The sequence below is a fragment of the Atrimonas thermophila genome (assembly GCF_045864955.1).
GTDB lineage: Bacteria > Atribacterota > Atribacteria > Atribacterales > Thermatribacteraceae > Thermatribacter > Thermatribacter velox.
The window spans coordinates 1,034,881-1,057,855 of the sequence record NZ_AP028803.1 but is presented as its reverse complement, the minus strand read 5'-3'; the positions used below and the strand labels follow the sequence as shown (position 1 = coordinate 1,057,855).

The window sequence follows — 22,975 nt, the reverse complement described above, 5'->3', positions numbered from 1 at the left end:
TTTGAAGTGTCCCCTACTTCGAAGGAGGATTGTTATGGCACATGCTCTCAGGCAAAAAAAGCGGCGTTTCTTCGACCGCAACATTGCTTTCCTGATGATCCTGCCGGCCATTGTTATTGTTTTTGCACTGATCGTGGTCCCCATGATTTACTCCTTTTATATTAGTCTCACCAACCTCCACCTGCTTCATCCTTCCAGAACCCGTTTTGTGGGCTTTCAAAATTACGTGAAGCTTCTAAAGGATTCCATTTTCTGGCGAGCCCTTTTTAATACGGTGATATTTATGGGAATTGCGGTAAACTTGGAGTTTGTCTTGGGACTAGCTATCGCTCAACTCATCTTTAAAACTATTAGAGGCAAAAACATCATCAGGACCGCCATCATGATGCCCATGATGTTTGCACCGGTTTTAGTAGGTTTTCAGTTTAAGTGGTTTTTTAACGACCAAGTGGGATTGGTTAACAACCTCCTTTATCTATTTACCGGCGAGTACCATCTCATCCCCTGGCTTATTGAGTATCCTTTGAACTTGTTTGCCATCCTCGTTGCTGAAATCTGGATGAGCACCCCTTTTATGGTCATTATTCTCCTTGCCGGTCTGACTAGTTTACCGGTAGAGCCTTTCGAGGCCGCCTCTGTTGATGGAGCTTCTCCCTGGCAGCAGTTTCGATATATTACCCTACCCCTACTTGGTCCCTTTACTTACATCGCAATGGTTATTCGCTCACTCGATTTGGGTCGAGCCTATGACTTGGTCCGCATCATGACTGCTGGTGGACCTGCACACCGTTCAGAAATGATTTGGACTTATACATTTCGTCTGGCCATAACTGATAATAAGTTTGGCATGGGCACCGCCATGTCTTTCATAACCGTGGCGATTTCTTTTGTTTTTGTCATATATCTTTTTCGGCAACTGGCCAAAAGTCGACAGGGGGTATATTGAAAATGAGTTACTCTCGAGTGCGAAGGATATCAGCGCGAAGAAGACACCTTCGACAATGGTTTCACGACATAATAACTTATATTGTTATCATTATCTTTTTCTTGCCAGTTCTCTGGATCGTACTCACCTCCATGAGACCTGAGGTGGAAGTCAATGCTCGTCCCCCAGTATTGATCCCTCAAAAACTGGTTTTTGATTCTTTTGTTCACCTCTTCGGAGCAGGATATGCTGAAAAATCAGTTCCTTTTTACGATTACCTTAGCAATTCTCTGTTTGCATCGCTGGTTAGCACAGCCATGGCACTCATTATAGGAACGTTTGCTGGATATAGCTTTGCGCGTTTTCGTTTTCGAGGTTCGAGCGTTACTTTCGTTGGGTTAATGCTTGCCCGCTCCATACCTGGCATTGCTGTAAGTCTACCGCTTTTCATTCTCTTTGCCCGTATGGGTTTACTTGACAAAAAAATGGGTCTTGCTCTTGCTTACGTAGCTATGAACGTTCCCTTTACAACTTGGCTCATGCAGGGCTTTTTCAAGGACATTCCCCCGGACTTGGACGAGGCAGCCCAGATTGATGGCTGTTCCCGTTGGCAGTCTTTCACTAAGATTGACCTGCCACTTGCTCTGCCAGGTTTGGCAGCAAGCGGAATTTTCGCTTTCCTCACTTCCTGGAACGAGTTTCAGATCGCCAGTGTAATCACCCGCACTCCAGCCTCCAAAACCTTTCCAGTTGGTCTTTACGACTTTACCCAACAGTTTACGGTGGACTGGCGGGGCATGTGTGCCATGTCGGTAGTAATGCTTGTCCCAGCCATCGTTTTTGTTATTCTTACCCAACGTCAGTTGGTAAGAGGTCTCACCTTTGGTGCATTTAAGTAAAAGAGAGGAGGGCTTGCTTTATGCCCAGGGAAACGCTTACCCCCAGAGAGAGAGTCTTGAAGGCAATTAATCACCAGGAACCTGATCGGGTCCCCATCGATATCTCCGCCGTTGATGAAGTAATGGATGCCCTGATCGACTACTATGGCATCACCGTGAATGATGAAGAAGTTAAAATTTACATGGGTGCAGATGGCAGAGTATTTGAGCGTAAAAGAAATAAAGCACAGTTACTCCTTCTGGAAAGGCTACACGTGGATTTTCGTTGGGCCTGGGCTCCTTACATTGGACCTGAACTTAAGGCTTATCCGGATGGTTCTCGCGATGGGCTTTTTGGAATCAGACGTGGTGGGTTATTTTTTGGTTACGCCTTGGAACACCCTCTCAAGGACGCCCAAAGCGTAAAAGATATTGAAGCTTATCCCTGGGAAGAATATGCCAACGTTGATCACTACGACTATGAACAGTTTGTGCAAGAGTGCAAAGATTTTCACGAAGCAGGGTATGCGGTTTATGGAGGTCCATGGGCACCAATTGCCTTCTGGGCCATGGACCTGATGGGTATGGATAATTTTATGATTGCCATGTACGACAAGCCGGAGGTAGCAGCAACGCTGGTTGAGAAAATTGCTGATTTTTATTATCGTCAGGCCGAAATTATGTTCCAAAAAGGGGAAGGTTTCATAGACATTTTTTTTATGGGCGACGACTATGGCATCCAGAACGGGTTGATGATGAACCGTAAACTGTGGAAAAAATTTTTTGCTCCACACCTTGAGAGACTTTGGAAACTGGCTAAATCCTACGGCTTGAAAGTACAACTTCATTCCTGTGGCTCGGTACGCGACCTCATCCCCGACTTTATCGAAATGGGTCTTGATGTTCTGGATCCTATCCAGGTGCGAGCACGAGGAATGGTACCTGAAGAACTTAAAAAGGAGTATGGAAATCAGCTTGCTTTCCATGGCTCCATGGATACCCAAGAAACATTGCCCTTTGGAAGTAGGGAAGATGTAAAAAACGAAGTCTTACACCGCCTGAAGACCATGGCTCCAGGCGGAGGATTCATCATTTCTCCAAGCCAGCACTTACTTACCGAAATCCCTTTGGAAAACATTGTTACCATGTACGAGACAGCCTACGAGTATGGTTTTTACTCCCTCATTCACAAGATGAGATAAAAGGAGGTCAATAAAACATGTCAAAAGCCGAGCAAAAAATAAAGAGAGTGCTCACCGCTTTGCAAGACCATAAAGAACCAGATAGAGTACCATTAACTGACTTTTACTGGAGCGGTTTTCTTTCCAACTGGAAAAAAGCATTTAACTTACCCGAAGAAACTGATATTTATGAATATTACGACCTCGATGTAAAAGTGATTTCGCCCAACATGGACCCCAAAGTCGAAAGTTGTGTAATTCTCGAAAAAACACCAGATTATGTAGTTTTCAAAAGCGGGTTTGGTTGTACTGTAAAGAAAATGTTTGATGCTCCCATGCCCATGTTCCTGGACTTTTCGGTAAAAAGCGCTGAAGAATTACTGAATTTTACCTTTGATGATCCTCGTGATGATAGAAGATACTTTGAAAAACGCTGCGATATTATAAACTGTGGCGACAGTTTTGGTACGCTTCCCAGTTTTGCGGAGGACATTGAGCGCAACAAAGACAAGTTCTGCCTTTTCGGCTCCATCTGCGAACCTTATGAGACCATGTGGAGAATTAGGGGAACTGAAGGATTATTGTTAGACCTTGCTATGCATCCGGAAAAAATAAAGGCCTTTGCCCAAAAAGTAACCGATTTTATGCTGGGTATTGCCGAACGGGAAATTGAATTGGCTCCCCTTACGGGAATGGTAATTTGGGGCGATGTTGCTTACGATAAGGGTATGTTTTTCTCTCCTAAGCTATGGAGGGAAATATTTTTCCCCTGCGTCAAGCGCCTCTGTGACTTTATACACAGTAAGGGCCTTATCACTATATACCATGGATGTGGCAGGAGCCTCGAAATATTTGAAGATTTAATTGAAGCTGGAGTAGATGTGTACAACCCACTTGAAGCGAAGGCTGGCATGGACCCAGTCATGCTAAAAAAGCGGTATGGAGATCGCATTTCATTTTTTGGAGGTATAGACACCCGTCTTCTTGGAGAAGGCAATTGGGAAGAAGTAGAAAAAGAGGTTCTGTACAAACTTCAAGCGGCAAAAGGTGGCGGGTATATGCCTGCCTCGGACCACTCAGTAGCCAGCAACGTAGATCCTGTAATTTATGATAAACTGATCGGGTTACTAAAAGATAAAGGACGTTATCCTTTATCGGTATGATCATAAATTCCAATGACCAACATATATGATATAGCGAAGAAGGCTGGCGTTTCGCCGGCCACAGTATCAAGAGTTCTCAATAATAAACCGGGGCTGAAAGAGTCAACTCGTCAGAAAGTACTCCAGATAGCCAAGGAACTCAACTACTCACCCAATTACCTTGCTCGAAGCCTCAAAAAACAAAGAACTGACACCATTGCCCTTATTGTTTCAGACATTACTAACCCTTTCTTTACAACGCTTGCTCGAGGGGTTGAAGATAAGGCTTCTCAAAACGGATTCAACGTGATTTTCTGCAACACTGACGAGGATATCAAAAAAGAGAAAGCGTATCTGGAATTGATGCTCCAAAGAAGGGTGGATGGAATTCTCATTGCAAGCTGCAGTGATGGAAAAACATTTTCGCTCTTCCGCAAAAAAAACGTCCCCCTGGTACTCGTGGACCGTAGGGTAAACAAACCAAATCTGGATTGTGTAACTGGAGATAACGAAGAAGGCGCGTACCAGCTCACCAAACATTTAATTGATACTCATAACATTAAAAAAATAGCTATTCTTTCCGGACCACTCACTCTTTCCACCAGTAGAGAACGCATACAGGGATATCAAAAGGCCCTCTACGAATCCAGCATAAAAATTCCCGAGAATTACACGGTTATCGGTACCTACAAGGAAGATTTCGGGTACCAAGCAACTATGGAGTTTCTCAAAAAGAAAGGTCCAAAAATTGAAGGTATCTTTGCAGGCAATAACTTTATAGCAATTGGGGTTATTAAAGCTGCACGAGAGCTGGGTATTCGGATACCCGAAGATTTAGCCCTGGTAACCTTCGATGATTTTGAGTTTGCGTCTTCTCTGTTTCCCTTCCTAACCGCTGCTAAACAGCCAGCCTATACCATGGGTAGCCTGGCCTGCGAATTTCTCCTGCAACGTATAAAAGGGGAAAAAATCAAAGAACGGCGAGAAGTGGTGCTAAAACCAGAAATTCTCATTCGTCGCTCCTGTGGGTGTCAGCGATAAAAGTGCTTCCAATGCTACCCCGAAACCATCGAGCTATAAACAAAATAAGGATTACGAAAGCTCCGAAGGAAAGGCAAATACAGCTTTTAATTCCGATTATAGTGTTTTCGATAATAATACTCTTTTCAACTATCAAAACAGAAGCTCTGTCCAAGAACGAAATTCAAAAAGAATTGCTAAGTCTCTGGAGAGAAGGAGATCGATATAAAAGTTTGCTTATCGAGGCAAGCGAAAAATTCGTACCTGAAGCAGAACTTAGGCACGACCTTTACAACATTCTGCGGAATGAAAGCTGTTTTCCCGACGAGCTCAAATACAAAGCGCTCAAAAAACTTTCAGAAATTGAAGAACCCGGTGTACTGGGCGCTTCACTAATCCAGCTCTTTCAAAATTCAAACAGTTTATTTCTTAAAAAGTCCATAATCCAGCATCTCGCAAATACTGATGATTGGATACCCTTTCTTATTTCGGTGTCAAAGGGGCAAACACCACCATCTGAAGAAACACTTTTAAGACTGGAAGCATTTAAAGCGTTATTCAAGTGGCAAATCCAACAAGCCGTACCGGATTTTATTTCTTTTCTGAACGAAGCCGACTTGCCTCCCGAACAGAATCCTTTGAAAAGTTTTGATGATAGAATACTCCCTTATCTGTGCTCCTTCCTGAATTCTTCCTCGGAGAAATTGCGGAAGTTGGCCCTCGAAACTTTGCTGGAAAACCCCTTTAAAACCTTTCGCTGCGTTGCGCTACCCCTAAATGATCCGAATCCTGAAATACAAGCTCTTTCGTTAAAGGTGCTTTTCAAGCACTACCCCAAAGAAGCGCTTACAGTAGCGAAAATGACCCAAGAAAGGACTGCAACCAGCATTTATAAGCTGGCTCAAGCCATTCTCATAGCCTTAGACGGTGAACCAGCCAACACCAATTTGAGTTTTAATTCCAAAGATTTGGAAATGATCGAAATATGCGCTCAAACTGAAAAAGGCATCAATTATCTATTAAACAAGGCATTGCTCGAGGGAAAGATGGAAAGATTTCTTGACCTACTCACCAGGTGCTCGTACGTTTTTCCTTCACCAGTGCTATGGCGGACTCTCCAAGAAAACAACTGGGAACCTTTAGCTTTACTTCGTTTTTTTTCAAGAGAAAAAGTAAAATTGATAGTACTTAAGAAGCTTCAAGAAGGGAAGGTTCCCCCCGAAAATTTCCAAATCTTCTTTACTCGCCTTGAGCTGCGGGATAACTATCATATACTACGCAAAATCCTTAAAGAAGGCGAAACAAAAGCCAAATTATACCTCATACCGCTTCTTTGGCCGTTAAAAACAGATGTTTTTCCTCTTGTTGAAGAAGTTCTTCGCTGCGATCCTTCTCCAGCAGTCCTTATAGAAATCATTCAGCTTCTTGAAAAAATAGAGGAACCTGCTTCCTCGATTTTTCTCACGAAAATAGCCACCTATCCTGATATCGAAATCAAAATAAAAGCTTACCTTGCTCTTTTAAAGAAATTATAAGAAAACAAAACTTTGCTTTTTTAAAGCAAAAGCTTTATCATAGTGAATAACCCCTAATAAGGAGGAAAACCGTGTGAAAAATTTGATGCTTAGCGAAGAAATTAAATCATCACTTCAAGATTTCGCCGAGAAACTTATAGCAACAAGCTTCTTCCAGACTTTTCAACAAAGCCGTTCTAACTTGACCAACAATCAGGAAGCCCTGGAACTTCTACAGCGCTGGAATGAAAAGCAGAGAGAACTCAGTGAAATTGCCTCTGAAAGAGATTTGCAAGAAAAGGATTTCATGGAGGTAGAAGCCATTCGCGAAGCAATATTCAAAAATGTAATACTTATGAACTATTTTAAAGCTCAGGATGAATTAGTTACCTTCTTAAAAGAAGTAAACAGAGAACTAAGTAATATTCTGGGTTTTGATTTTGCCCTTTCTGCTGCTCAGCCCGATCCCGAAGAAGAAACTTGGGAATAAAGACTCATCTCTATTTGAATAAGCAGGAGACGTTCTTTCCCCATCCAATTTATCCTGTCAGATAGCATTTTTGCAGGATCAAAGACAAAGCTACGACAGTTTTCAGGTGGGGAAAAGGGGTCATTGATGCGAATACCAGCGTAGAGGGTCTGCCAGCCCATGTCTTTAAGTCGTTTTGCAACGCTTGTATGGCAGAGTTCTTCAACCGGTTGAGCTTTTTTAATCACAGTGCATCTGCCGGAAGGCACTTCCAGGCTAAACTGTGAAGTGTCTTTTTCAAAGAAAAGACAATAGCGACACGCATCTATGCGTAAACCACACTTGGGGCAAAGCAGAGGTCGTTGTTTAGGAACAACGTTTTTCCCATCGGATGATACTTTGAGGGCATCCGTAATTTCCAGCTTACAAAAAGGACAAAAACTTGAACTTGGAAGGCTTAACCCGGTCAGCTTTGAAAATTCTTGAAGCACCTTCTTTTTTTCTTCCTCACTCAAGGGCAGTGTTAAGCGCAAATACCAGTAAAAATAGGGATAATTCAAAAATGCCACCAGAGCATAAAACAAAGCCCGAGAAAAGTTCTTCGTTCGAGCTCTTGCCAGCATAAAAGCCTTCAAAGCAAAGGAAAAAGCTACCAAAAACCAAGAAAGAGGGAAAACAAATAAAAATAACGCCCTGATAGAATAATTATCGGAATAAACTCCATACAAAACCCCCAAGGATAACCAGAAACAAAAGAAAAGCAGATGAAAACGCCAGCTCATCAGGAGGATTTGTTTTCCACTATTCTAAGGCGTGGTTCTTCTATGATGACTTTAGTGTTGGGAGGTATGGAATGCGTAAGCCAGACGTTACCGCCCACAACACTATTTTTACCAATCACTGTATTACCACCAAGAATGGTTGCTCCAGCATAAATGGTAACGCCGCTTTCAATAGTGGGGTGTCTCTTAGTCCCCCTAATTATTTTGCCTCGCTCATCCTTGGGGAAAGAGAGAGCACCCAGGGTAACTCCCTGATATATTTTCACATTATCTCCAATTTCGCAGGTTTCCCCAATGACCACGCCAGTTCCATGGTCGATAAAGAAGCTTCTCCCAATTCTGGCACCAGGATGGATATCTATACCAGTCAGGGCATGGGCGTATTCCGTCATCATGCGGGGAATCAGCGGTATTTCCTGCAAGAAGAGCTCGTGAGCCATACGATAGACGGAAATAGCCAGTACACAAGGATAACTGAAAATAATCTCCTCAATACTTTTTGCTGCCGGATCACCATCATAAGCCGCCTGAACATCGTCTTCAAGCATCTCCCTAATTTTGGGAAGTTTGGAGAAAAAAAGTTCTGTTTCTCTGCAAGCTCTCTCACGGCAGCTGCACAAAAAAGAATGGAATTCTTCTTCCGCTTCCCCTACCGATAAACTACCAAAAGCTTTGGCAATTTCTTCACTCAGTAATGTAAATAGACGGTCCAGCTTGTTACCGACAAAGTACTCAACGTTATTCCAGCACAAATCAGTTCTTCCTAAATAACCGGGGAAAAGCAATTCTCGCAATTCTTCAGTAATTTTAATAACCTGACTCCGAGAAGGAAACTGTCTTTTTTCTATATTGGTAATACGTTCTGTACTCCTATAACTTTGAACCAGCTCTTTAGCCAGTTTCCCTATAGATATCCGATTCATCTCAGGCATAAGACTTAAAAGCGCGCCAATACATTTTCGATGCGCATAATGAGAGTTTGAGGAACACTCTCTCGCTGGCCATTCTGACGGACCAGGTTCCAGAGAAGCTTTTCAAACTCATAACGCTGACAACAAGCACGGCACAAATTCAGATGTTCTTCCAGGGCTCTACGTTCTTCTTCGGTAAGCACTTCACCATCGAGATAAAAATAGAGTTTCTCCACAGCTTCTTTACAATTCATTCTCTACCTTGCTCCTTGTGGACTTATTCTTATTCGAATATTCCCAAAGCAATTTCTGTAAAATTTTCCTTCCACGATGTAAGCGCGACATAACTGTGCCAATAGGGATATCGAGAATTTCAGCCGTTTCTTTATATGAAAACCCCTCAACCAAGGTGAGAATAACTACCGATCTAAACTCGAGTGGAAGACTTTCAATGGCCCGTAACACATCTTCTCTGGTTAGGGTGTTTAAAAGCACTTCCTCAGGCGTAAACCCTTCGAACTGAGGCTGAAAATTAACATCCTCTGCCATTTCTTCCAGAGAAGAGTGCTTTTCTCGATCCCGAACCCGGTAATAATCATTTATAAATGTGTTGGTTAAAATCTTGAAGATCCAGGCTCGAAAGTTGGTGCCCGGTTCAAAGCGGTCAAACGCAGCGTAAGCCTTCATAATGGTTTCTTGCACCAGATCCTCAGCATCTTCCCTACGACGAGTCATGCGTAAGGCTGTCCTGTAAAGCGCCCCCAACTGGGGCATAAGCAACTCTTGAAAAGCCTTTTTCTGGTCTTCCTTAATAGAACTCATCATTCAGGCAACATCCCCTAAGATTCTTTCAAAAAATCGGCATTTCTCAATTTTTCCAGCTCTTTGTGGAAATCAATAACCTCATCGATGGTGATCTGTCCCCGAGGCCGTTCTTTTCCATGTTTACGAGTTATCATTTTTGCAATATCATTCATCTTTTCCAAACTAAAGGTTGCTTCCCCAAAATCTCTGCAATAAGGACAAATATACCTTATGAAAGCTGTGCCGCGATAAGCCGGAATTTTATAAATTCCAATTTCGGTAACATCCTCCAAGGAAATTAACGCTTTGCAACTCTTACATCTGAGAGGCAGTTCCTGCATTTCATCCTCCTGGAACATTTGTTTTTCAAATATTCTACCAATTGGGATAGAATAATACAAGAAAAAATTTGTTTCTAATCTAAAACACCAAAGGAGGCATTGACATGGAACTTCAAGAACTTCTACAACGTGCTTTAAAGATGGAAGAAGACGGACGTAACTTTTATCTTGAAGGCGCAGGGCGTGTCAAAAACCAGCTTGCCAAGGAGGTCTTAAACCACCTTGCTGACGACGAACTGGACCACATCGAAAGAATCAAAGAAGGGTATGAGCGAATAACCAAAAACGAGCCTTTCGCTACTAAAGAAATTCAAGGATTAAAAAGATCTTCTCGCGAATATTTTGAAAACATTTTTACTGAGGCTCAAAAAAAATCCCAAGAATTGATTAAACACGAGGCCGAAGAACTGGATATTCTAAAAACCGCTTTAGACCTGGAATCCAAGTCTCATCAGTTTTATTCAGAACAAATAGGAGAGCAAAGCGACGAGCAAGTTAAGCAATTTCTTGACTTCCTGGCTTCGGAAGAGTATCGACATTATAACTTGATTTTTAATACCATCCAGTATATAACCAATCCCACTGATTGGTATTATCAAGAAGAAAAGCCCATCTTCGAAGGGGGTTGAAAAAAGGGTGGGTGACCCCACCCACCTCAACGTGCACATTCGCGGAAAAGCAATTCATTAGCAAAACTACTTCTCCTCAACACTTGAAAAATATAAAAATAAGCGATAATTTGCACTGGTGTGCTCACCAACCTCGGTATAATCAAAAACTTCCAGGGAATACCAAATAAAGTAGTTAAAAAGAAAGGTGTGAGCAGAAGACCTACAAACAGTTGAGAAACCAAAATGCCTCCCAGGATTCGCGAACGCTCAGAAAGATAAGATGCCATTGCAAAGAACCCCGGGATCATTCCATAAAGCGCAGAAGAAAGCGTAAAATGAGGCATATAAGGGCCCCCAGGACTAAGAATATAGCCCAGAATATCCGAAAAAGCACCAACCAGAGCTCCTATCAAAGGACCAAAGCAAAAACCAGCAAAGATAATAGGGAAAGTACCAAAACCTATTCTGATTCCCTCTACAGCTCCAAAATTTACTCTGATACTGGCAAAACGGGTAAGTACGATAGAAATCGCAATTAAAATGCCTCCGAAGACCAGGGAACGAGTCCTTATATGCATAGTTTGTTTCACCTCCCAGATCCGAACTTTTCAACGAAGAAACTTTGCAGTATATTAACCTAAATACTCAAACAAAAAAAGAAGGTTCGAAGAGACAATGTTGACAAAATCCAAAGTGGCATTGATAAAATGTACCACTTACCAAATAGACGAAGTCAAAAAAAGTCTCAACGAAGGAATCGATCTTTTGGGAGGAACTGAAAAGCTCTTTGGACCAAAAAGGAAAATACTACTTAAACCCAATCTCCTTGCTGGTGAAGCTCCTGAAAAGCACGTAACAACCCACCCTGCGGTCTTCGCTGCTATGGCGGAAATTTTGCTGTCCAAAGGGTTCAAAGTGGGTTACGGAGACTCACCCGGTTTTGGCAAACCGGAAGCAGTAGCCCGAAAAGCTGGTTATGAAACTCCAGCCAGGCAATTGGGAGTTCCTTTGGAAGATTTTGTGAATGCAAAAGAAATAAGTTTCCCCGAAGGGAAGCAAGTAAAGCGCTTTCAAATTGCAAAAGGAATAACTGAATATGAGACAATAGTAAGTCTTGCCAAATGGAAAACTCATGGGCTTACTGTAATAACAGGAGCAGTCAAAAACCAGTTAGGCTGTGTTCCTGGACTGCGCAAAGGCGAATTTCACTTTCGCTTTCCAGATGTTGAAACTTTTGCAACCATGCTTATCGACCTCAACCTCCTGCTCCATCCTTCTCTTTACATAATAGATGCAATCATGGCCATGGAAGGAAACGGCCCTCGTAACGGAAAAGCAAAGGCCCTTAACCTTCTTGCCATGAGTACTGATCCAGTTGCTCTGGATGCAACCATGTGCAGGGTGGTGAATGTGGACCCTTCGATAGTCCCAACTTGCGAGAAGGGAGAGGAACTGGGTCTTGGAGTTTTTAGAGAGGAAAATATAGAAATCGTGGGCAGCAACCTGGAAGAGGTTAAGATTAAAAACTTCGAAGTCAAAAAAACAAAGAGGTCACGGCTTCAATCCATCAAAGCTCTGAGGGGATTCATGCTGGACTATCCATCCCTGGTGCCAACTCGATGTAAACAGTGTGGAGTATGTTATTCAGTCTGTCCTGCTCGTCCCAAAGCAATCACAATGAAACAGGGACTACCGGAATTCAATCTAAAAAACTGCTTACGGTGCTTTTGTTGTCAGGAAATGTGCCCCGCAGGAGCTCTGAAGCTTAAAGAACCACTATCGAGAAAAATTGCTCGTAGCTTCCTGTTTCGCTAAAATTTTGCAAAGCGTACTTCAAAACGTTGACAGTGTAGAGAGGAATCGTTAAAATATCTTTTGTTTTGAAGGGTGGGCCGTTAGCTCAGCTGGTAGAGCACCGGACTTTTAATCCGGGTGTCGCAGGTTCGACTCCTGCACGGCTCACCAGGGTTGATTTTAAGCTATCAAAAAGCTATCCTCGTTTTCCTAAAACTCCTTTTCCTTTTTAAATTTTTAAATCTGATGTTTTCAAAAAGTCCCCAGGGCAAAAATAATGTTCCTTGATAAGGCAACTTAGATTTCTTTAACTGCCCACAAACTACAAGCAAAAACTAATTCTTTTTTAAATTCCTTTTGACCCACTCTGCGTATTCAGCCATTGCCTTTTCCATGGTATAGCGAGGTTCAAAACCAAGCTCTTTTTTTGCCAGAGTTATATCTAAAGTTTCCCCTCTTGGAAACATCTTTCCGGGGCCAATACGGGTTTCTCGTGGCTGGTCGCTGTACTTTTGAGCCAGGCGAGCAAGGTCAGGGAAGCTGGTAACTTCATCGGTAGCAACATTGAAAATTCGGTGGTTTACCTGCGGTTTCTGATAAGCCAGAAAAGTACCCCAGGCGGTGTCTTTTACATAAGTAAATCCTAAACGCTGATCTCTTCCTTTTTCAAGATAAAGATCATCCAAACCCTCCAGAGAGCCAAGCAAATTCCGAAAAAGAGGGGTCATCTCTGAAGGCAAAAGCCCGGGGCCAAAGAAGAAATAAGGTCTAACTACTCGTGCATCAATACCATAGTGGTTGCCATATTGAAGAGTCAAAAATTCAGCACCTGCTTTACTGGCACCGTAAAGATCAGAAGGAGAAGGGGGGTGAGTTAATTCTCCAGGGTTATCCTTGGTTTCTCCATAGACCGCTCCTGAGCTAACAAAAAGAAACTTGGGCACTTTATACAGGCGAGCAAACTCCAGCAGATTAAGCGTGCCTATAACATTAACGATTGTACTGGGATAAGGATTATTCCAGTACTGAGGAGTAGCCATAACTGCTGGAGTGTGAATAATCCCCTCGATCTCGTTTCCCCACTTCAAAAAAACGGGTAAAATGCTCGACCACTCAAGCACATTGCCTTTCACAAAAACGACATTATCCCTGACTTCCTGAAGATAATCAAAATACTTTCCCCGAAGATCAAAAGAAATAACACTTTTGCCGCTTTGAGCAAGGTAATAAGTTACCCAAGAGCCTAACAAGCCATTACCACCAGTAACGAGAACGAAAGACATTGAAACACCCCCTGAATCTTAAGTCTTCCTCACGTTCTATCTTAAACCAAATTTTGGGAAAAATCCAAATCATTCCAGACTACAAAAACTCTTTGTGAAGAATCTTTACTTTATACTGATAATTGACGAAAAAAGAAACACGACTTATAATAAGTTTGTCTCAGCCGAGCGGGAATAGCTCAGGTGGTAGAGCGCCAGCCTTCCAAGCTGGGTGTCGCGGGTTCGAGTCCCGTTTCCCGCTCCATTTTTTTGCGGATTGTAGTGTACCCTTTCATTTCCTCTCAATCTTTTTGTGAGAAAACAATACACCTAAATCGTTCCACACTCTTTAAGCACAATCTCAAATTGGTATATAATGCTTTAAAGCAAACTCTGTAAAGGGGGAGGACAGCGATGACCAAAATCTTACTCATAAAAGTGGGCAATCGTCCAAAAAACGCAGTCAAGGTTCAAGAAATACTTACTCGTTTCGGTTGTAATATCAAAACCAGACTCGGGCTCCACGAATTTTCTTCAGAGTGCGAAGACCAGGACGAAGGAATAATAATTCTGGAGTTGATAGGAGAACAAACGGAAATCGAAAAGATGATGAGTGAATTGGAAAAACTGGAAAGCGTCAAAGCCATATATCAAGAACTCTAACTAATGAAATCGAGAAAAATCTATCAGGGTGAGGAGAGAAAATGAACGATAAAAAAATTGATATTCAAAGCTATGCAGTTTCTCCAGAGCAACTTCGCTGGATATGTGACCCTGATTCCCTCCCTTTTGAAAACACAGAGGAAGTTTCTTCCCTCGAAGAAATTATGGGTCAAGAACGAGCTTTGAGAGCCTTAGAAATGGGCCTTGAAACTGAACATCCAGGCTACAACCTCTTTGTAAGCGGTCTTTCGGGTTCAGGGCGAGCTGAAGCTGTTAAAAAATCCATTCAGGACATTATCAAGCGCAAAAAGGAAGCGGGCCAATCTTTTGAGATTTTCGACTGGTGCTATGTATTCAACTTTGACAACCCCGACCAACCTAAAATATTGCGCCTCTCCAGGGGAGAGGGCAAAAACTTTGCCCGCTCTACCGAAAACCTGCTCAAGGCCTTAAAAGAAATCATTCCTAAAGCCTTTAGCAGCGATGAGTACAAAAACCAGAAGCAAATACTCATTGACAGTCATCAAAGAAAACACCGCCAGATAATTCAGGAACTTGAAAAAATGGCCCTCGAGGAAGGATTTGTCTTCAGGGCCACCACAATGGGGCCAATTCTGGTTCCTCTGGTTGATGGAAAACCGATGACTCAAGAACAGTACTTAGCACTCAGTGACGAAGAAAAAGAGAACATAGAAAACAAACGCCAACAATTGCTAACCAAAATCAACAAAGCATTTGAGAAAATACACCAATTGGAAATCGAACTGAAAAATCAGATAAGAGAACTTGACGAAAAGGTGGCTGAGTTCACTATTACCCCTTATTTTCTGGAACTGATAGAAAAATATCGTGAAATTCCTGACATCGTTGAGTTTCTCAAAGCCCTCAAAAACTTTACACTCCAGTATATACACATCTTTCGAGACACTCAAGAAAGCCAGCCTGTTCAACCTCTTCAGCTTCTACCAATCCAGCGCCTTCAAGATCCTTTTTTACCTTTCAAAATCAACGTTTTTGTTGACAACTCGGAAACCGAAGATCCTCCTGTCATATTTGAAACCCATCCCAACTGGATCAACCTTTTTGGACGCATCGAACGAAGGGCATTTATGGGCACCTATTTTAGCGACCACACCATGCTCAAGGCAGGTTCGCTCCATAAAGCAAACGGTGGGTACATCATCATGTATCTCAAAGACTTGGTCGTCAACCCTGGAACCTGGGATGGACTGAAGAGAGTTCTAAAAACTGGAATGATTCGGATGGAAGATCCTTTTGAACAGTACGGTCTCATTGCCCCCCAGGGCCTTCGTCCAGATCCTTTACCTTTCAAAGCAAAAGTGGTTCTGATTGGAGAAGAAATCTTTTACCAATTACTTACGAGCTTTGATGAGGACTTCAGGGAGTTATTCAAGGTAAAGGCTCACTTCGACTATCAAATCAGCAAGAATGCTGAAACCATAAGCTCATTTGCGGGATTTATAAGAAGTTGCTGCCAAAACAACAATCTGCTACCTTTTCACAAAACTGCAGTGGCTAAGATTATCGAGTACGCTACTCGCCTGGTGGCTCACAAAGAGAAGGTAACCTCACGTCTTGGCTTCCTTAAAGATGTGCTTATAGAAGCCGACTACTGGGCACGTAAAGAAGGAGAAAATCAGGTCTTTGAACGACATGTTCAAAAAGCAATTCAGGAAAAAAGAAAGCGACTCAATCTTATTGAAGAACGCATACAGGAACTCATTGAAGAAAACACCCTGCTTATTGATACCCAGGGAGAAGTTGTAGGCCAGGTAAATGGTCTTGCCGTATATGACCTCGGTGATTACAGTTTTGGTAAGCCTTCAAGAATAACAGCACGAGTTTTTCTGGGAAAACAAGGCGTGGTTAACATCGAGCGTGAATCACGTTTAAGTGGTAAAATTCACGATAAAGGGGTTCTCATCCTAAGCGGCTATCTGGGCTACAAATATGCTCAGGATAAACCTCTTTCCATCTCAGCCAGCATTTGCTTTGAACAATCCTATGAAGGTGTAGAGGGAGACAGCGCTTCCCTTGCAGAAACCTGTGCTATACTTTCAAGCTTAGCCGAAATACCCATCCGCCAGAGTATAGCTGTCACCGGTTCTATAAACCAAAAAGGAGAAGTACAAGCCATAGGTGGCGTGAACCAGAAAATAGAAGGATTTTTCAGGGTTTGCAAAGCTCGAGGACTGGATGGAACTCAGGGTGTCATCATTCCAGAAAGCAATATTAAAAACCTTATGCTTGATGAAGAGGTAATAGAAGCTGTGAAGGCAGACAAATTCCATGTCTATGCCGTCAGAACAGTTGATGAAGCAATGGAAATATTGACTGGGTTACCTGCCGGCAAAAGAAAGGAAGACGGCAAGTTTGAAGAAGGAACCATAAATTACCTGGTTGATAAAAAGCTCTGGGAAACCGTTACCATCCTTAAGAAACTCCAGGCAAAGGAAGAAGAAAAAACCCAAGAAACAACAAAAGAAGAAAATCAGTCTCCAAAATAACCGCCCTAAAACAGCAAGGAGGGGATTTAGAAAAATACTCTGCCTTCTACAAAGCTGTGTGTCTCCGAACGACCTGTCGGCGTGTCAAGGATTTTTTGAGAACTGATATTTCCCTCCGAGTTAGGTCTTGCTGACTTTATCCAAATTTTTTTGACCTTACTTGACAAATGCCTCAAAAAGTGATTTAATTCTATCTGCCCAGAAAGGTAAAATTTGGTCAATAAACCAGCAAACTGAAACGGAAAGGCGGTGAAAGAATGTCTGAAAAAATGGAAGAAGCTCTCAAACAAAATCAAGCAGAAAGTCCTCCCGAAGAAAAAGTTTCCCGGGAGGAAGTAGAGAAATTGAAGGCTTCTCTTGAAGAGCAAAAGAAAATTGCCGAGGAAAAAGAAAAACTGGCTAAGGATTATTTAAACGACCTGAAAAGAGTCAAAGCCGAATTTGATAATTTTAGAAAAAGAGAAATGATTTATCGACAGAACTTTCTAAAAACGGCAAACCGGGATCTCATTACAAGGCTTTTGCCGATACTTGACGATATAGAGAGGGCTCTTTCAGAAAGTAAAAAACGCGGTGAAACTGGTGCCATAGTGGAAGGATTCGAACTCATTTACCGAAAATTCCTGACCATACTTGAGAAAGAGGGTGTAAAACAGATCGAGAGTATTGGTAAAAAGTTTGATCCCAAATATCACGAAGCAGTAGCCACAGTTTCAGATAAAAATCACGAAGATTATGAAATAGTCGAAGAGATAAGAAAAGGTTATTTAATGAATGACGAGGTCCTGAGGCCTGCTCAGGTCAAAGTAAACCGAATTTCTGAAGACAAATTTGCATAAAAAGAAAGAAGGAGGTAATGAAAAATGGCCAAAGTAATAGGTATAGACTTGGGAACCACCAACTCGGTAGTCGCTTATCTTGAGGGAGGACAGCCTACCATTATTCCCAATAAGGAAGGATCAAGGCTTACTCCTTCAGTTGTCGCCTGGACCAAAAAGGGGGAAATTCTGGTAGGACAGCTTGCTAAAAGACAAGCTATAACCAATCCCAAAAACACTGTATTTTCGATCAAACGTCTGATGGGAAGACGTTTCGAAGACCCTGAAGTCCAAAAAGCACGTAAGGTACTACCTTATGAAATCGTCCCTGGTAAACATGGCGAGGCCTGTGTGAAAATTGGAGAAAGAGTTTATACTCCTCCCGAAATTTCTGCAATGATATTGCGGAAACTCAAGGAAGATGCCGAGGAGTATTTGGGTGAAAAAATAACTGAAGCAGTAATTACTGTCCCCGCATATTTCAACGATAGCCAGAGACAAGCTACCAAAGACGCAGGTAAGATAGCCGGATTAGAAGTAAAAAGAATCATCAATGAGCCTACAGCAGCGGCTTTAGCCTACGGGCTTGGTAAAGGGAAAGAAGAGGTTGTCGCTGTGTACGACCTGGGTGGTGGAACCTTTGACATATCAATACTGGAAATTGGAGATGGGGTATTCGAGGTAAAAGCGACTTCTGGCGATACCTTCCTGGGAGGAGATGACTTCGACCGCAGGATAATGGACTACATCATCGAAGAATTCAAAAAGGACCAGGGAATAGACCTGCGCAATGACCAGATGGCATTGCAACGCCTTAAAGAAGCAGCCGAAAAGGCAAAGTGCGAGCTCTCAACTGCCCTGGAAACTGAAATTAATCTTCCCTTTATTACTGCAGACGCAAGTGGCCCTAAGCACCTGGTAATGACTTTAACCCGTGCAAAACTTGAGCAGCTAACCATTGATTTGATTGAAAGAACCATTGGTCCTTGTGAAAAAGCGTTGCAAGACGCGGGTTTGAAACCAGAGGACATTGATGCAGTTATCCTGGTTGGTGGAATGACCAGAATGCCCAAGGTACAGGAAATCGTCGAAAAAATCTTCAAAAAGGAACCTCGCAGGGGTATCAACCCCGATGAAGTTGTAGCGATGGGTGCAGCCATACAAGCAGGCGTTTTGAAGGGAGAAGTCAAGGACGTTCTGCTTCTTGACGTTACACCGCTTTCGCTGGGCATTGAAACCCTGGGAGGCGTCTTCACCAAAATTATAGAGCGGAATACAACCATCCCGGTCTCTAAAAGCCAGATTTTCACCACTGCAGCAGATAACCAGACTACAGTGGAAATTCACGTTTTGCAGGGTGAACGTCCTATGGCCAAGGATAACTATTCTTTGGGACGCTTCCAGCTGACAGGCATTCCACCAGCTCCACGTGGTGTACCTCAAATCGAAGTTAAATTCGATATAGACGCAGATGGCATACTCCACGTCTCAGCCAAAGACCTGGCTACAGGAAAGCAACAGGCTATAACCATCAAGGCTTCGAGTGGATTAACCAAAGAAGACATAGACCGTATGATTAAAGAAGCCGAAATGCATGCAGAAGAAGACCGCAGAAAACGAGAAGAAGCCGAACTCAGAAACCAGGCAGACAATCTCATATACACCACTGAAAAAACCCTGCGTGATTCTGGGAACAAGCTTTCAAGTGCCACTAAGGAAAGGGTAGAAAAGGCGCTCTCTGCCTTAAAAGAGGCCATGAAAAGCGAGGATATAGCTGAAATAAGGAGAAAAATGGAAGAGTTGCAAAGTGCTTCGCATGTCATGGCCCAAGAACTTTATCAACAAACAGCCCAAAGTGCTACGGGCGGAGGACAGCAAGAAGGAAGCACCGGGTCTTCTCAAGAAGACGTTGTTGACGCAGACTATAAAGTCGTGGACGACGAAGGGAAATAACGAAACAACCGTATCCCCCTCTCTGAAACCCCCAGAGAGGGGGATACCAGATTTAACTTTGTTCCACCCCTAACTCCGTTTATGGTGTATACTATTGTTAGAGTTCCGAGCTTTTGAGAAGTAAAAGGTGGAAACAAAACTATGAAAAAAGATTATTACGAAGTACTTGGAGTAGACCGCAATGCTTCACAAGAAGAAATAAAACGTGCTTATCGAAGGTTGGCAAGACAGTTTCACCCTGATGTTAATCCGGGTAACCAGGAAGCAGCCGAAAGGTTTAAAGAAATAAACGAAGCTTATCAGGTCCTTTCGGACCCTCAAAAAAGAGCTCAATACGATCGTTTTGGCCATGCTGCTTTTGGAAACCACTATCAAACAGAATACGGCGATTTTGACTTTAATCCATTCGAAGATTTTGGGAATTTTGGAGACCTCTTTGACATGTTTTTTGGAGGCACTCGAGGAACAAGGCGCTCCCATGCACGAACCCAACCTCGCAAAGGAAACAGTGTCACCTTAGAAATAGGCCTTGAATTTGAAGAAGCTGCTTTTGGTGTGGAAAAAGAGGTATCTTTTGAGCGCTGGGAGGGGTGTCCAGATTGTAAGGGTATCGGTGGCAAACAAAAAATCACTTGCCAACACTGCCACGGAAGAGGTGAAATACGTCATACCCAAACTTCTTTCTTTGGCACAGTAGTGACCTCGAGGACCTGTGCTTACTGTGGAGGAAAGGGCTGGATACCAGAAGATACCTGCAAGAGCTGTCACGGACGAGGCAGGGTGCGCAGAGCCAGAAAAGTAAAAGTAAAAGTGCCGCCAGGAGTGGACACAGGATATCGCTTGCGGATAGCTGGTGAAGGCGAAGCAGGAGAAAACGGGGGGCCTCCAGGAGATCTCTACATATACATTAAAGTCAAGCCACACCGGTTCTTGGAAAGAAAGGGTAACGATCTTTACTGCACCGTTGAGCTTGCTTACTCTCAACTGGTTCTGGGTGATGAAATAGAGGTGCCCACTCTTTACGGTACGGAAAAACTGCATGTTCCACCAGGTACAGACCCTGAAGCACTACTGAGACTTCGAGGAAAGGGAATAGTAGACCCCCGTTCTGGAGCGAAAGGAGATCAGTTTGTCAAGTTGAAACTGAAAATTCCCAAAGTCCTATCGCCAGAGCACCGGGCAATCCTTGAGCAGCTTAAGAATATAGAAAGTCCACCCAGGAATTCCAGTAAAAATAACGGTCACCAAAAACGGAAGAATGGTGGGCTCTTTGAACGACTGAAAGAAGCATTCGTCAATCCCGAAAACTGAACATGAGCAAATTTTTCTTCTATCCTTTCTTAAGCAAGTCTAAAGATTGGATTCTTCTCTCCGAAGAAGAAACCAAGCACCTTATGGCAAACAGAATAAAAATTGGTGAAAAAATTACGCTCTGGAATGGACGGGGATTTCTTTTGGAAGCTCGGCTCGAAGCGTATCATGGAAAAAGGGCAAAAGCAAAAATAGAAGAAAACTGGGCAGGGAAAAACGTTAACCCTGCATGCCGAACAGGTTTTCAGCTCTTTCAGGCTTTGCTTAAAAGCACCTCCCGAACAGACTGGTTGGTAGAAAAGGCAACAGAAATAGGAGTTTCCTGCATCTATTTTTTCCCTACCATGCATTCCCTAAAAAAAACAATCTCCAAAAGTAACCTCAAAAGATGGAGAAGAATTGCACTTTCAGCCTGTAAACAATCGGGCCATCCTTTTCTGCCAAGAATAGGCTTTCTTAAAGATATAAAAAAAGTAGCACATAAATTGGAATCTACTGTGGGAACAAAGCTTATTGCCGACCCACAAACACAAAAAACATTGTCTGAATATCTGAAACATTCCCACCCAAACACGAAAAACAAGCAAAAGAATCTACTCTTTTTAGTAGGTCCAGAAGGAGATTTTTCAAAATCTGAAAAAGAAAGTTTTGCCAAAATGGGTTGTATCCCTGTTTTGCTTTCCAGAACAGTTTTGCGAAGTGAAACAGCTGCAATTTTTGGATTAGCAGTTATCAAATCCCACTTTGAAGATATGTACGCACATGAAATTTGCTATCAAAACTCTGGGTTGTAAAGTAAATCAATCTGAAAGCGATGCTATAGCGAGCTCGCTTTCCAAAAGCTTATTACGCCAGGTAAGCTTTGAGGAAAAAGCAGACATATACATTATCAATACTTGTGCAGTAACCAGAGAAGCAGAAAGAAAATCCAGACAGTTCGTGAACAGAGCTTTACGTACCAACCCCAGTGCTTTGGTCCTGGTAACCGGTTGTTATGCCCGCAAAGTTCATCTTGAAGGTCGTACTTTCCACCGTAACGGAAAAGCGATCCTGCTACCTTCGGTAGAAAAAGAAACAGAGGTCTTTGACTGCTTAAAGATAAAACTCAACCTCGAAGTTAAAAGTAACAGTGTTCCCATCACCAACCGTTCCCGGATGTGGATAAAGGTCGAAGATGGTTGTGAACACTTTTGCTCTTACTGCATTGTGCCCCATCTGCGAGGAAAAGTAAAAAGCAGGGAAATTTGTGACATCGTATCCGAAGTTAGAACCCTCGAACAGCGGGGAACAAGAGAAATCGTGCTCAGCGGGATAAACTTGGGGTACTACGGAAAAGAAAGGGGAGAAAACCTCCTAAAACTTATCGAAGCTATACTTCAAAACACCCAGTCAATCCGTATCAGACTTAGCTCGCTTGAGCCCTTTACGATAAGTAAAGAATTCTTGAAGAAATATTTCTCCCTTGGAGAAAGAGCATGTCCTCATCTTCATTTGCCCTTACAAAGTGGCAGTAACGAAATACTAAAAAAAATGAAACGTGGTTACAGTAAAGAATTCTTTGAGGAGTTGGTATACCATGCCAGATCCCTCAACCCGCTGGTAGGAATAACCACTGACATCATAGTTGGTTTCCCGGGGGAAACTGAAGAACAATTTACGGAAACCCTCAGGTTTTGTGAAAAAGTGTGCTTTTCAAGGATGCACATTTTCCCCTTTTCCCCCCGTCCTCACACCGAAGCCATGAAACTGGAGGAACAACAGGGAATACCTGCCAAAATAAAGCGCGAGAGAGAAAAAGCCTTACGCGCCGTAGCTGAACGCTCAAGAGAAAAGTTCTACCAATCCCTGGTGGGCAAGACGGTGGATGTACTAATAGAAAACCGAAATCAGAAGACAGGCAAGGGGTATTCAGAAAATTATGTACCGGTACAATGTGAAAATGTCCAGGAAGAACAGGTTGGAAAAATCGTTAAAGTCAAACTTCTTAAGCCACAGGGAGAGTGGATGAAGGGTATACCTCTTCAATCCTGAAACTTTATTCAGAACGTTTTCGTATAGAATACAGAAA

23 protein-coding genes and 2 tRNA genes are annotated in these 22,975 nt (G+C 42.7%); 18 read left to right on the top strand and 7 right to left on the bottom strand.

What is annotated here, in order from left to right:
• Positions 1–34 precede the first annotated feature (34 nt).
• From ACKTT1_RS05500 to ACKTT1_RS05470, 7 genes are all read left to right on the top strand, one after another.
• A complete protein-coding gene (locus ACKTT1_RS05500) occupies positions 35–946 on the top strand; it encodes a carbohydrate ABC transporter permease (RefSeq protein ID WP_412710474.1) in 912 nt (303 codons plus the stop codon).
• Between the two features lie 2 nt (positions 947–948).
• Positions 949–1,824 (top strand): carbohydrate ABC transporter permease, encoded by an 876-nt coding sequence (locus ACKTT1_RS05495; protein ID WP_412710473.1) that lies wholly within the window; start codon positions 949–951, stop codon positions 1,822–1,824.
• A gap of 20 nt (positions 1,825–1,844) precedes the next feature.
• On the top strand, positions 1,845–3,005 hold the full coding sequence (locus ACKTT1_RS05490; RefSeq protein ID WP_412710472.1) for a uroporphyrinogen decarboxylase family protein: 1,161 nt from the start codon (positions 1,845–1,847) through the stop codon (positions 3,003–3,005).
• 17 nt (positions 3,006–3,022) lie between these two features.
• The gene (locus ACKTT1_RS05485; protein WP_412710471.1) at positions 3,023–4,147 is read left to right on the top strand and encodes a uroporphyrinogen decarboxylase family protein; all 1,125 of its coding nucleotides are present in this window, start codon (positions 3,023–3,025) and stop codon (positions 4,145–4,147) included.
• 12 nt (positions 4,148–4,159) lie between these two features.
• Positions 4,160–5,167 (top strand): LacI family DNA-binding transcriptional regulator, encoded by a 1,008-nt coding sequence (locus ACKTT1_RS05480; RefSeq protein ID WP_369019258.1) that lies wholly within the window; start codon positions 4,160–4,162, stop codon positions 5,165–5,167.
• Positions 5,168–5,268: 101 nt separating this feature from the next.
• On the top strand, positions 5,269–6,681 hold the full coding sequence (locus tag ACKTT1_RS05475; RefSeq protein WP_369019259.1) for a hypothetical protein: 1,413 nt from the start codon (positions 5,269–5,271) through the stop codon (positions 6,679–6,681).
• Positions 6,682–6,754: 73 nt separating this feature from the next.
• Entirely contained in the window at positions 6,755–7,150 is a 396-nt protein-coding gene (locus tag ACKTT1_RS05470; protein ID WP_369019260.1) for a YlbF family regulator, read from the top strand.
• On the opposite strand, the gene ACKTT1_RS05465 is transcribed toward ACKTT1_RS05470, so the two are convergent.
• Genes ACKTT1_RS05465 through ACKTT1_RS05445 form a run of 5 tightly spaced genes read right to left on the bottom strand, consistent with a single transcriptional unit; the run spans position 7,117 to position 9,967 of the window.
• The gene (locus tag ACKTT1_RS05465; protein WP_412710470.1) at positions 7,117–7,911 is read right to left on the bottom strand and encodes a hypothetical protein; all 795 of its coding nucleotides are present in this window, start codon (positions 7,909–7,911) and stop codon (positions 7,117–7,119) included. The two genes, ACKTT1_RS05470 and ACKTT1_RS05465, sit on opposite strands and share 34 nt — an antisense overlap.
• Complete coding sequence (gene epsC, locus ACKTT1_RS05460; RefSeq protein WP_369019262.1) at positions 7,911–8,834, bottom strand: serine O-acetyltransferase EpsC; 924 nt, start codon at positions 8,832–8,834, stop codon at positions 7,911–7,913. The genes ACKTT1_RS05465 and epsC overlap by 1 nt, the downstream gene beginning before the upstream one ends.
• Before the next feature lie 14 nt (positions 8,835–8,848).
• Positions 8,849–9,076, bottom strand: a complete 228-nt coding sequence (locus ACKTT1_RS05455) for an anti-sigma factor family protein (RefSeq protein WP_369019263.1) — start codon at positions 9,074–9,076, stop codon at positions 8,849–8,851.
• Positions 9,066–9,644, bottom strand: coding sequence for a sigma-70 family RNA polymerase sigma factor (locus ACKTT1_RS05450; RefSeq protein WP_412710556.1), 579 nt, complete (start codon positions 9,642–9,644; stop codon positions 9,066–9,068). The genes ACKTT1_RS05455 and ACKTT1_RS05450 overlap by 11 nt, the downstream gene beginning before the upstream one ends.
• A 17-nt stretch (positions 9,645–9,661) precedes the next feature.
• Positions 9,662–9,967, bottom strand: a complete 306-nt coding sequence (locus ACKTT1_RS05445; protein WP_369019265.1) for a hypothetical protein — start codon at positions 9,965–9,967, stop codon at positions 9,662–9,664.
• A gap of 104 nt (positions 9,968–10,071) precedes the next feature.
• Between ACKTT1_RS05445 and ACKTT1_RS05440 the strand changes: the two genes are divergently transcribed.
• Positions 10,072–10,596, top strand: coding sequence for a ferritin family protein (locus ACKTT1_RS05440; RefSeq protein WP_369019266.1), 525 nt, complete (start codon positions 10,072–10,074; stop codon positions 10,594–10,596).
• Positions 10,597–10,622: 26 nt separating this feature from the next.
• Here ACKTT1_RS05440 and ACKTT1_RS05435 read toward each other — a convergent pair whose 3' ends face one another.
• On the bottom strand, positions 10,623–11,156 hold the full coding sequence (locus ACKTT1_RS05435; RefSeq protein WP_369019267.1) for a folate family ECF transporter S component: 534 nt from the start codon (positions 11,154–11,156) through the stop codon (positions 10,623–10,625).
• Positions 11,157–11,253: 97 nt separating this feature from the next.
• On the opposite strand from ACKTT1_RS05435, the gene ACKTT1_RS05430 reads away from it, so the two are divergent.
• Both ACKTT1_RS05430 and ACKTT1_RS05425 read left to right on the top strand, forming a co-directional pair.
• Positions 11,254–12,393 carry a DUF362 domain-containing protein gene (locus tag ACKTT1_RS05430; protein ID WP_369019268.1) on the top strand — a complete coding sequence of 380 codons (1,140 nt, stop codon included), beginning with the start codon at positions 11,254–11,256 and terminating at the stop codon, positions 12,391–12,393.
• Positions 12,394–12,467: 74 nt separating this feature from the next.
• Positions 12,468–12,543 (top strand) — tRNA-Lys (locus tag ACKTT1_RS05425).
• 164 nt (positions 12,544–12,707) lie between these two features.
• On the opposite strand, the gene ACKTT1_RS05420 is transcribed toward ACKTT1_RS05425, so the two are convergent.
• A complete protein-coding gene (locus ACKTT1_RS05420; RefSeq protein WP_412710469.1) occupies positions 12,708–13,655 on the bottom strand; it encodes an NAD-dependent epimerase/dehydratase family protein in 948 nt (315 codons plus the stop codon).
• Positions 13,656–13,823: 168 nt separating this feature from the next.
• Between ACKTT1_RS05420 and ACKTT1_RS05415 the strand changes: the two genes are divergently transcribed.
• The 8 genes from ACKTT1_RS05415 to mtaB all read left to right on the top strand — a co-directional run bounded on the left by ACKTT1_RS05415 (position 13,824) and on the right by mtaB (position 22,938).
• A tRNA-Gly gene (locus ACKTT1_RS05415) sits at positions 13,824–13,899 on the top strand.
• A 149-nt stretch (positions 13,900–14,048) separates the two neighbouring features.
• Entirely contained in the window at positions 14,049–14,297 is a 249-nt protein-coding gene (locus ACKTT1_RS05410) for a hypothetical protein (protein ID WP_412710468.1), read from the top strand.
• 41 nt (positions 14,298–14,338) lie between these two features.
• Positions 14,339–16,825 carry a Lon protease family protein gene (locus tag ACKTT1_RS05405; protein ID WP_412710467.1) on the top strand — a complete coding sequence of 829 codons (2,487 nt, stop codon included), beginning with the start codon at positions 14,339–14,341 and terminating at the stop codon, positions 16,823–16,825.
• 257 nt (positions 16,826–17,082) lie between these two features.
• Complete coding sequence (grpE, locus tag ACKTT1_RS05400) at positions 17,083–17,664, top strand: nucleotide exchange factor GrpE (RefSeq protein ID WP_412710466.1); 582 nt, start codon at positions 17,083–17,085, stop codon at positions 17,662–17,664.
• A 24-nt stretch (positions 17,665–17,688) separates the two neighbouring features.
• Positions 17,689–19,596, top strand: a complete 1,908-nt coding sequence (gene dnaK / locus ACKTT1_RS05395) for a molecular chaperone DnaK (RefSeq protein WP_412710465.1) — start codon at positions 17,689–17,691, stop codon at positions 19,594–19,596.
• A 141-nt stretch (positions 19,597–19,737) separates the two neighbouring features.
• Positions 19,738–20,907, top strand: a complete 1,170-nt coding sequence (gene dnaJ / locus ACKTT1_RS05390) for a molecular chaperone DnaJ (RefSeq protein WP_412710464.1) — start codon at positions 19,738–19,740, stop codon at positions 20,905–20,907.
• Positions 20,908–20,909: 2 nt separating this feature from the next.
• A complete protein-coding gene (locus ACKTT1_RS05385) occupies positions 20,910–21,701 on the top strand; it encodes an RsmE family RNA methyltransferase (protein ID WP_412710463.1) in 792 nt (263 codons plus the stop codon).
• The gene (mtaB, locus tag ACKTT1_RS05380; RefSeq protein WP_412710462.1) at positions 21,670–22,938 is read left to right on the top strand and encodes a tRNA (N(6)-L-threonylcarbamoyladenosine(37)-C(2))-methylthiotransferase MtaB; all 1,269 of its coding nucleotides are present in this window, start codon (positions 21,670–21,672) and stop codon (positions 22,936–22,938) included. The genes ACKTT1_RS05385 and mtaB overlap by 32 nt, the downstream gene beginning before the upstream one ends.
• Positions 22,939–22,975: the final 37 nt, after the last annotated feature.

Bases quoted from the DNA above. Each gene is read 5' to 3' on its own strand.
- ACKTT1_RS05500 (WP_412710474.1), top strand. From the start codon at position 35: ATGGCACATGCTCTCAGGCAAAAAAAGCGGCGTTTCTTCGACCGCAAC.
- ACKTT1_RS05495 (WP_412710473.1), top strand. From the start codon at position 949: ATGAGTTACTCTCGAGTGCGAAGGATATCAGCGCGAAGAAGACACCTT.
- ACKTT1_RS05490 (WP_412710472.1), top strand. From the start codon at position 1,845: ATGCCCAGGGAAACGCTTACCCCCAGAGAGAGAGTCTTGAAGGCAATT.
- ACKTT1_RS05485 (WP_412710471.1), top strand. From the start codon at position 3,023: ATGTCAAAAGCCGAGCAAAAAATAAAGAGAGTGCTCACCGCTTTGCAA.
- ACKTT1_RS05480 (WP_369019258.1), top strand. From the start codon at position 4,160: ATGACCAACATATATGATATAGCGAAGAAGGCTGGCGTTTCGCCGGCC.
- ACKTT1_RS05465 (WP_412710470.1), bottom strand. From the start codon at position 7,911: ATGAGCTGGCGTTTTCATCTGCTTTTCTTTTGTTTCTGGTTATCCTTG.
- epsC (WP_369019262.1), bottom strand. From the start codon at position 8,834: ATGAATCGGATATCTATAGGGAAACTGGCTAAAGAGCTGGTTCAAAGT.
- ACKTT1_RS05455 (WP_369019263.1), bottom strand. From the start codon at position 9,076: ATGAATTGTAAAGAAGCTGTGGAGAAACTCTATTTTTATCTCGATGGT.
- ACKTT1_RS05450 (WP_412710556.1), bottom strand. From the start codon at position 9,644: ATGAGTTCTATTAAGGAAGACCAGAAAAAGGCTTTTCAAGAGTTGCTT.
- ACKTT1_RS05445 (WP_369019265.1), bottom strand. From the start codon at position 9,967: ATGCAGGAACTGCCTCTCAGATGTAAGAGTTGCAAAGCGTTAATTTCC.
- ACKTT1_RS05440 (WP_369019266.1), top strand. From the start codon at position 10,072: ATGGAACTTCAAGAACTTCTACAACGTGCTTTAAAGATGGAAGAAGAC.
- ACKTT1_RS05435 (WP_369019267.1), bottom strand. From the start codon at position 11,156: ATGCATATAAGGACTCGTTCCCTGGTCTTCGGAGGCATTTTAATTGCG.
- ACKTT1_RS05430 (WP_369019268.1), top strand. From the start codon at position 11,254: ATGTTGACAAAATCCAAAGTGGCATTGATAAAATGTACCACTTACCAA.
- ACKTT1_RS05420 (WP_412710469.1), bottom strand. From the start codon at position 13,655: ATGTCTTTCGTTCTCGTTACTGGTGGTAATGGCTTGTTAGGCTCTTGG.
- ACKTT1_RS05410 (WP_412710468.1), top strand. From the start codon at position 14,049: ATGACCAAAATCTTACTCATAAAAGTGGGCAATCGTCCAAAAAACGCA.
- ACKTT1_RS05405 (WP_412710467.1), top strand. From the start codon at position 14,339: ATGAACGATAAAAAAATTGATATTCAAAGCTATGCAGTTTCTCCAGAG.
- grpE (WP_412710466.1), top strand. From the start codon at position 17,083: ATGTCTGAAAAAATGGAAGAAGCTCTCAAACAAAATCAAGCAGAAAGT.
- dnaK (WP_412710465.1), top strand. From the start codon at position 17,689: ATGGCCAAAGTAATAGGTATAGACTTGGGAACCACCAACTCGGTAGTC.
- dnaJ (WP_412710464.1), top strand. From the start codon at position 19,738: ATGAAAAAAGATTATTACGAAGTACTTGGAGTAGACCGCAATGCTTCA.
- ACKTT1_RS05385 (WP_412710463.1), top strand. From the start codon at position 20,910: ATGAGCAAATTTTTCTTCTATCCTTTCTTAAGCAAGTCTAAAGATTGG.
- mtaB (WP_412710462.1), top strand. From the start codon at position 21,670: ATGAAATTTGCTATCAAAACTCTGGGTTGTAAAGTAAATCAATCTGAA.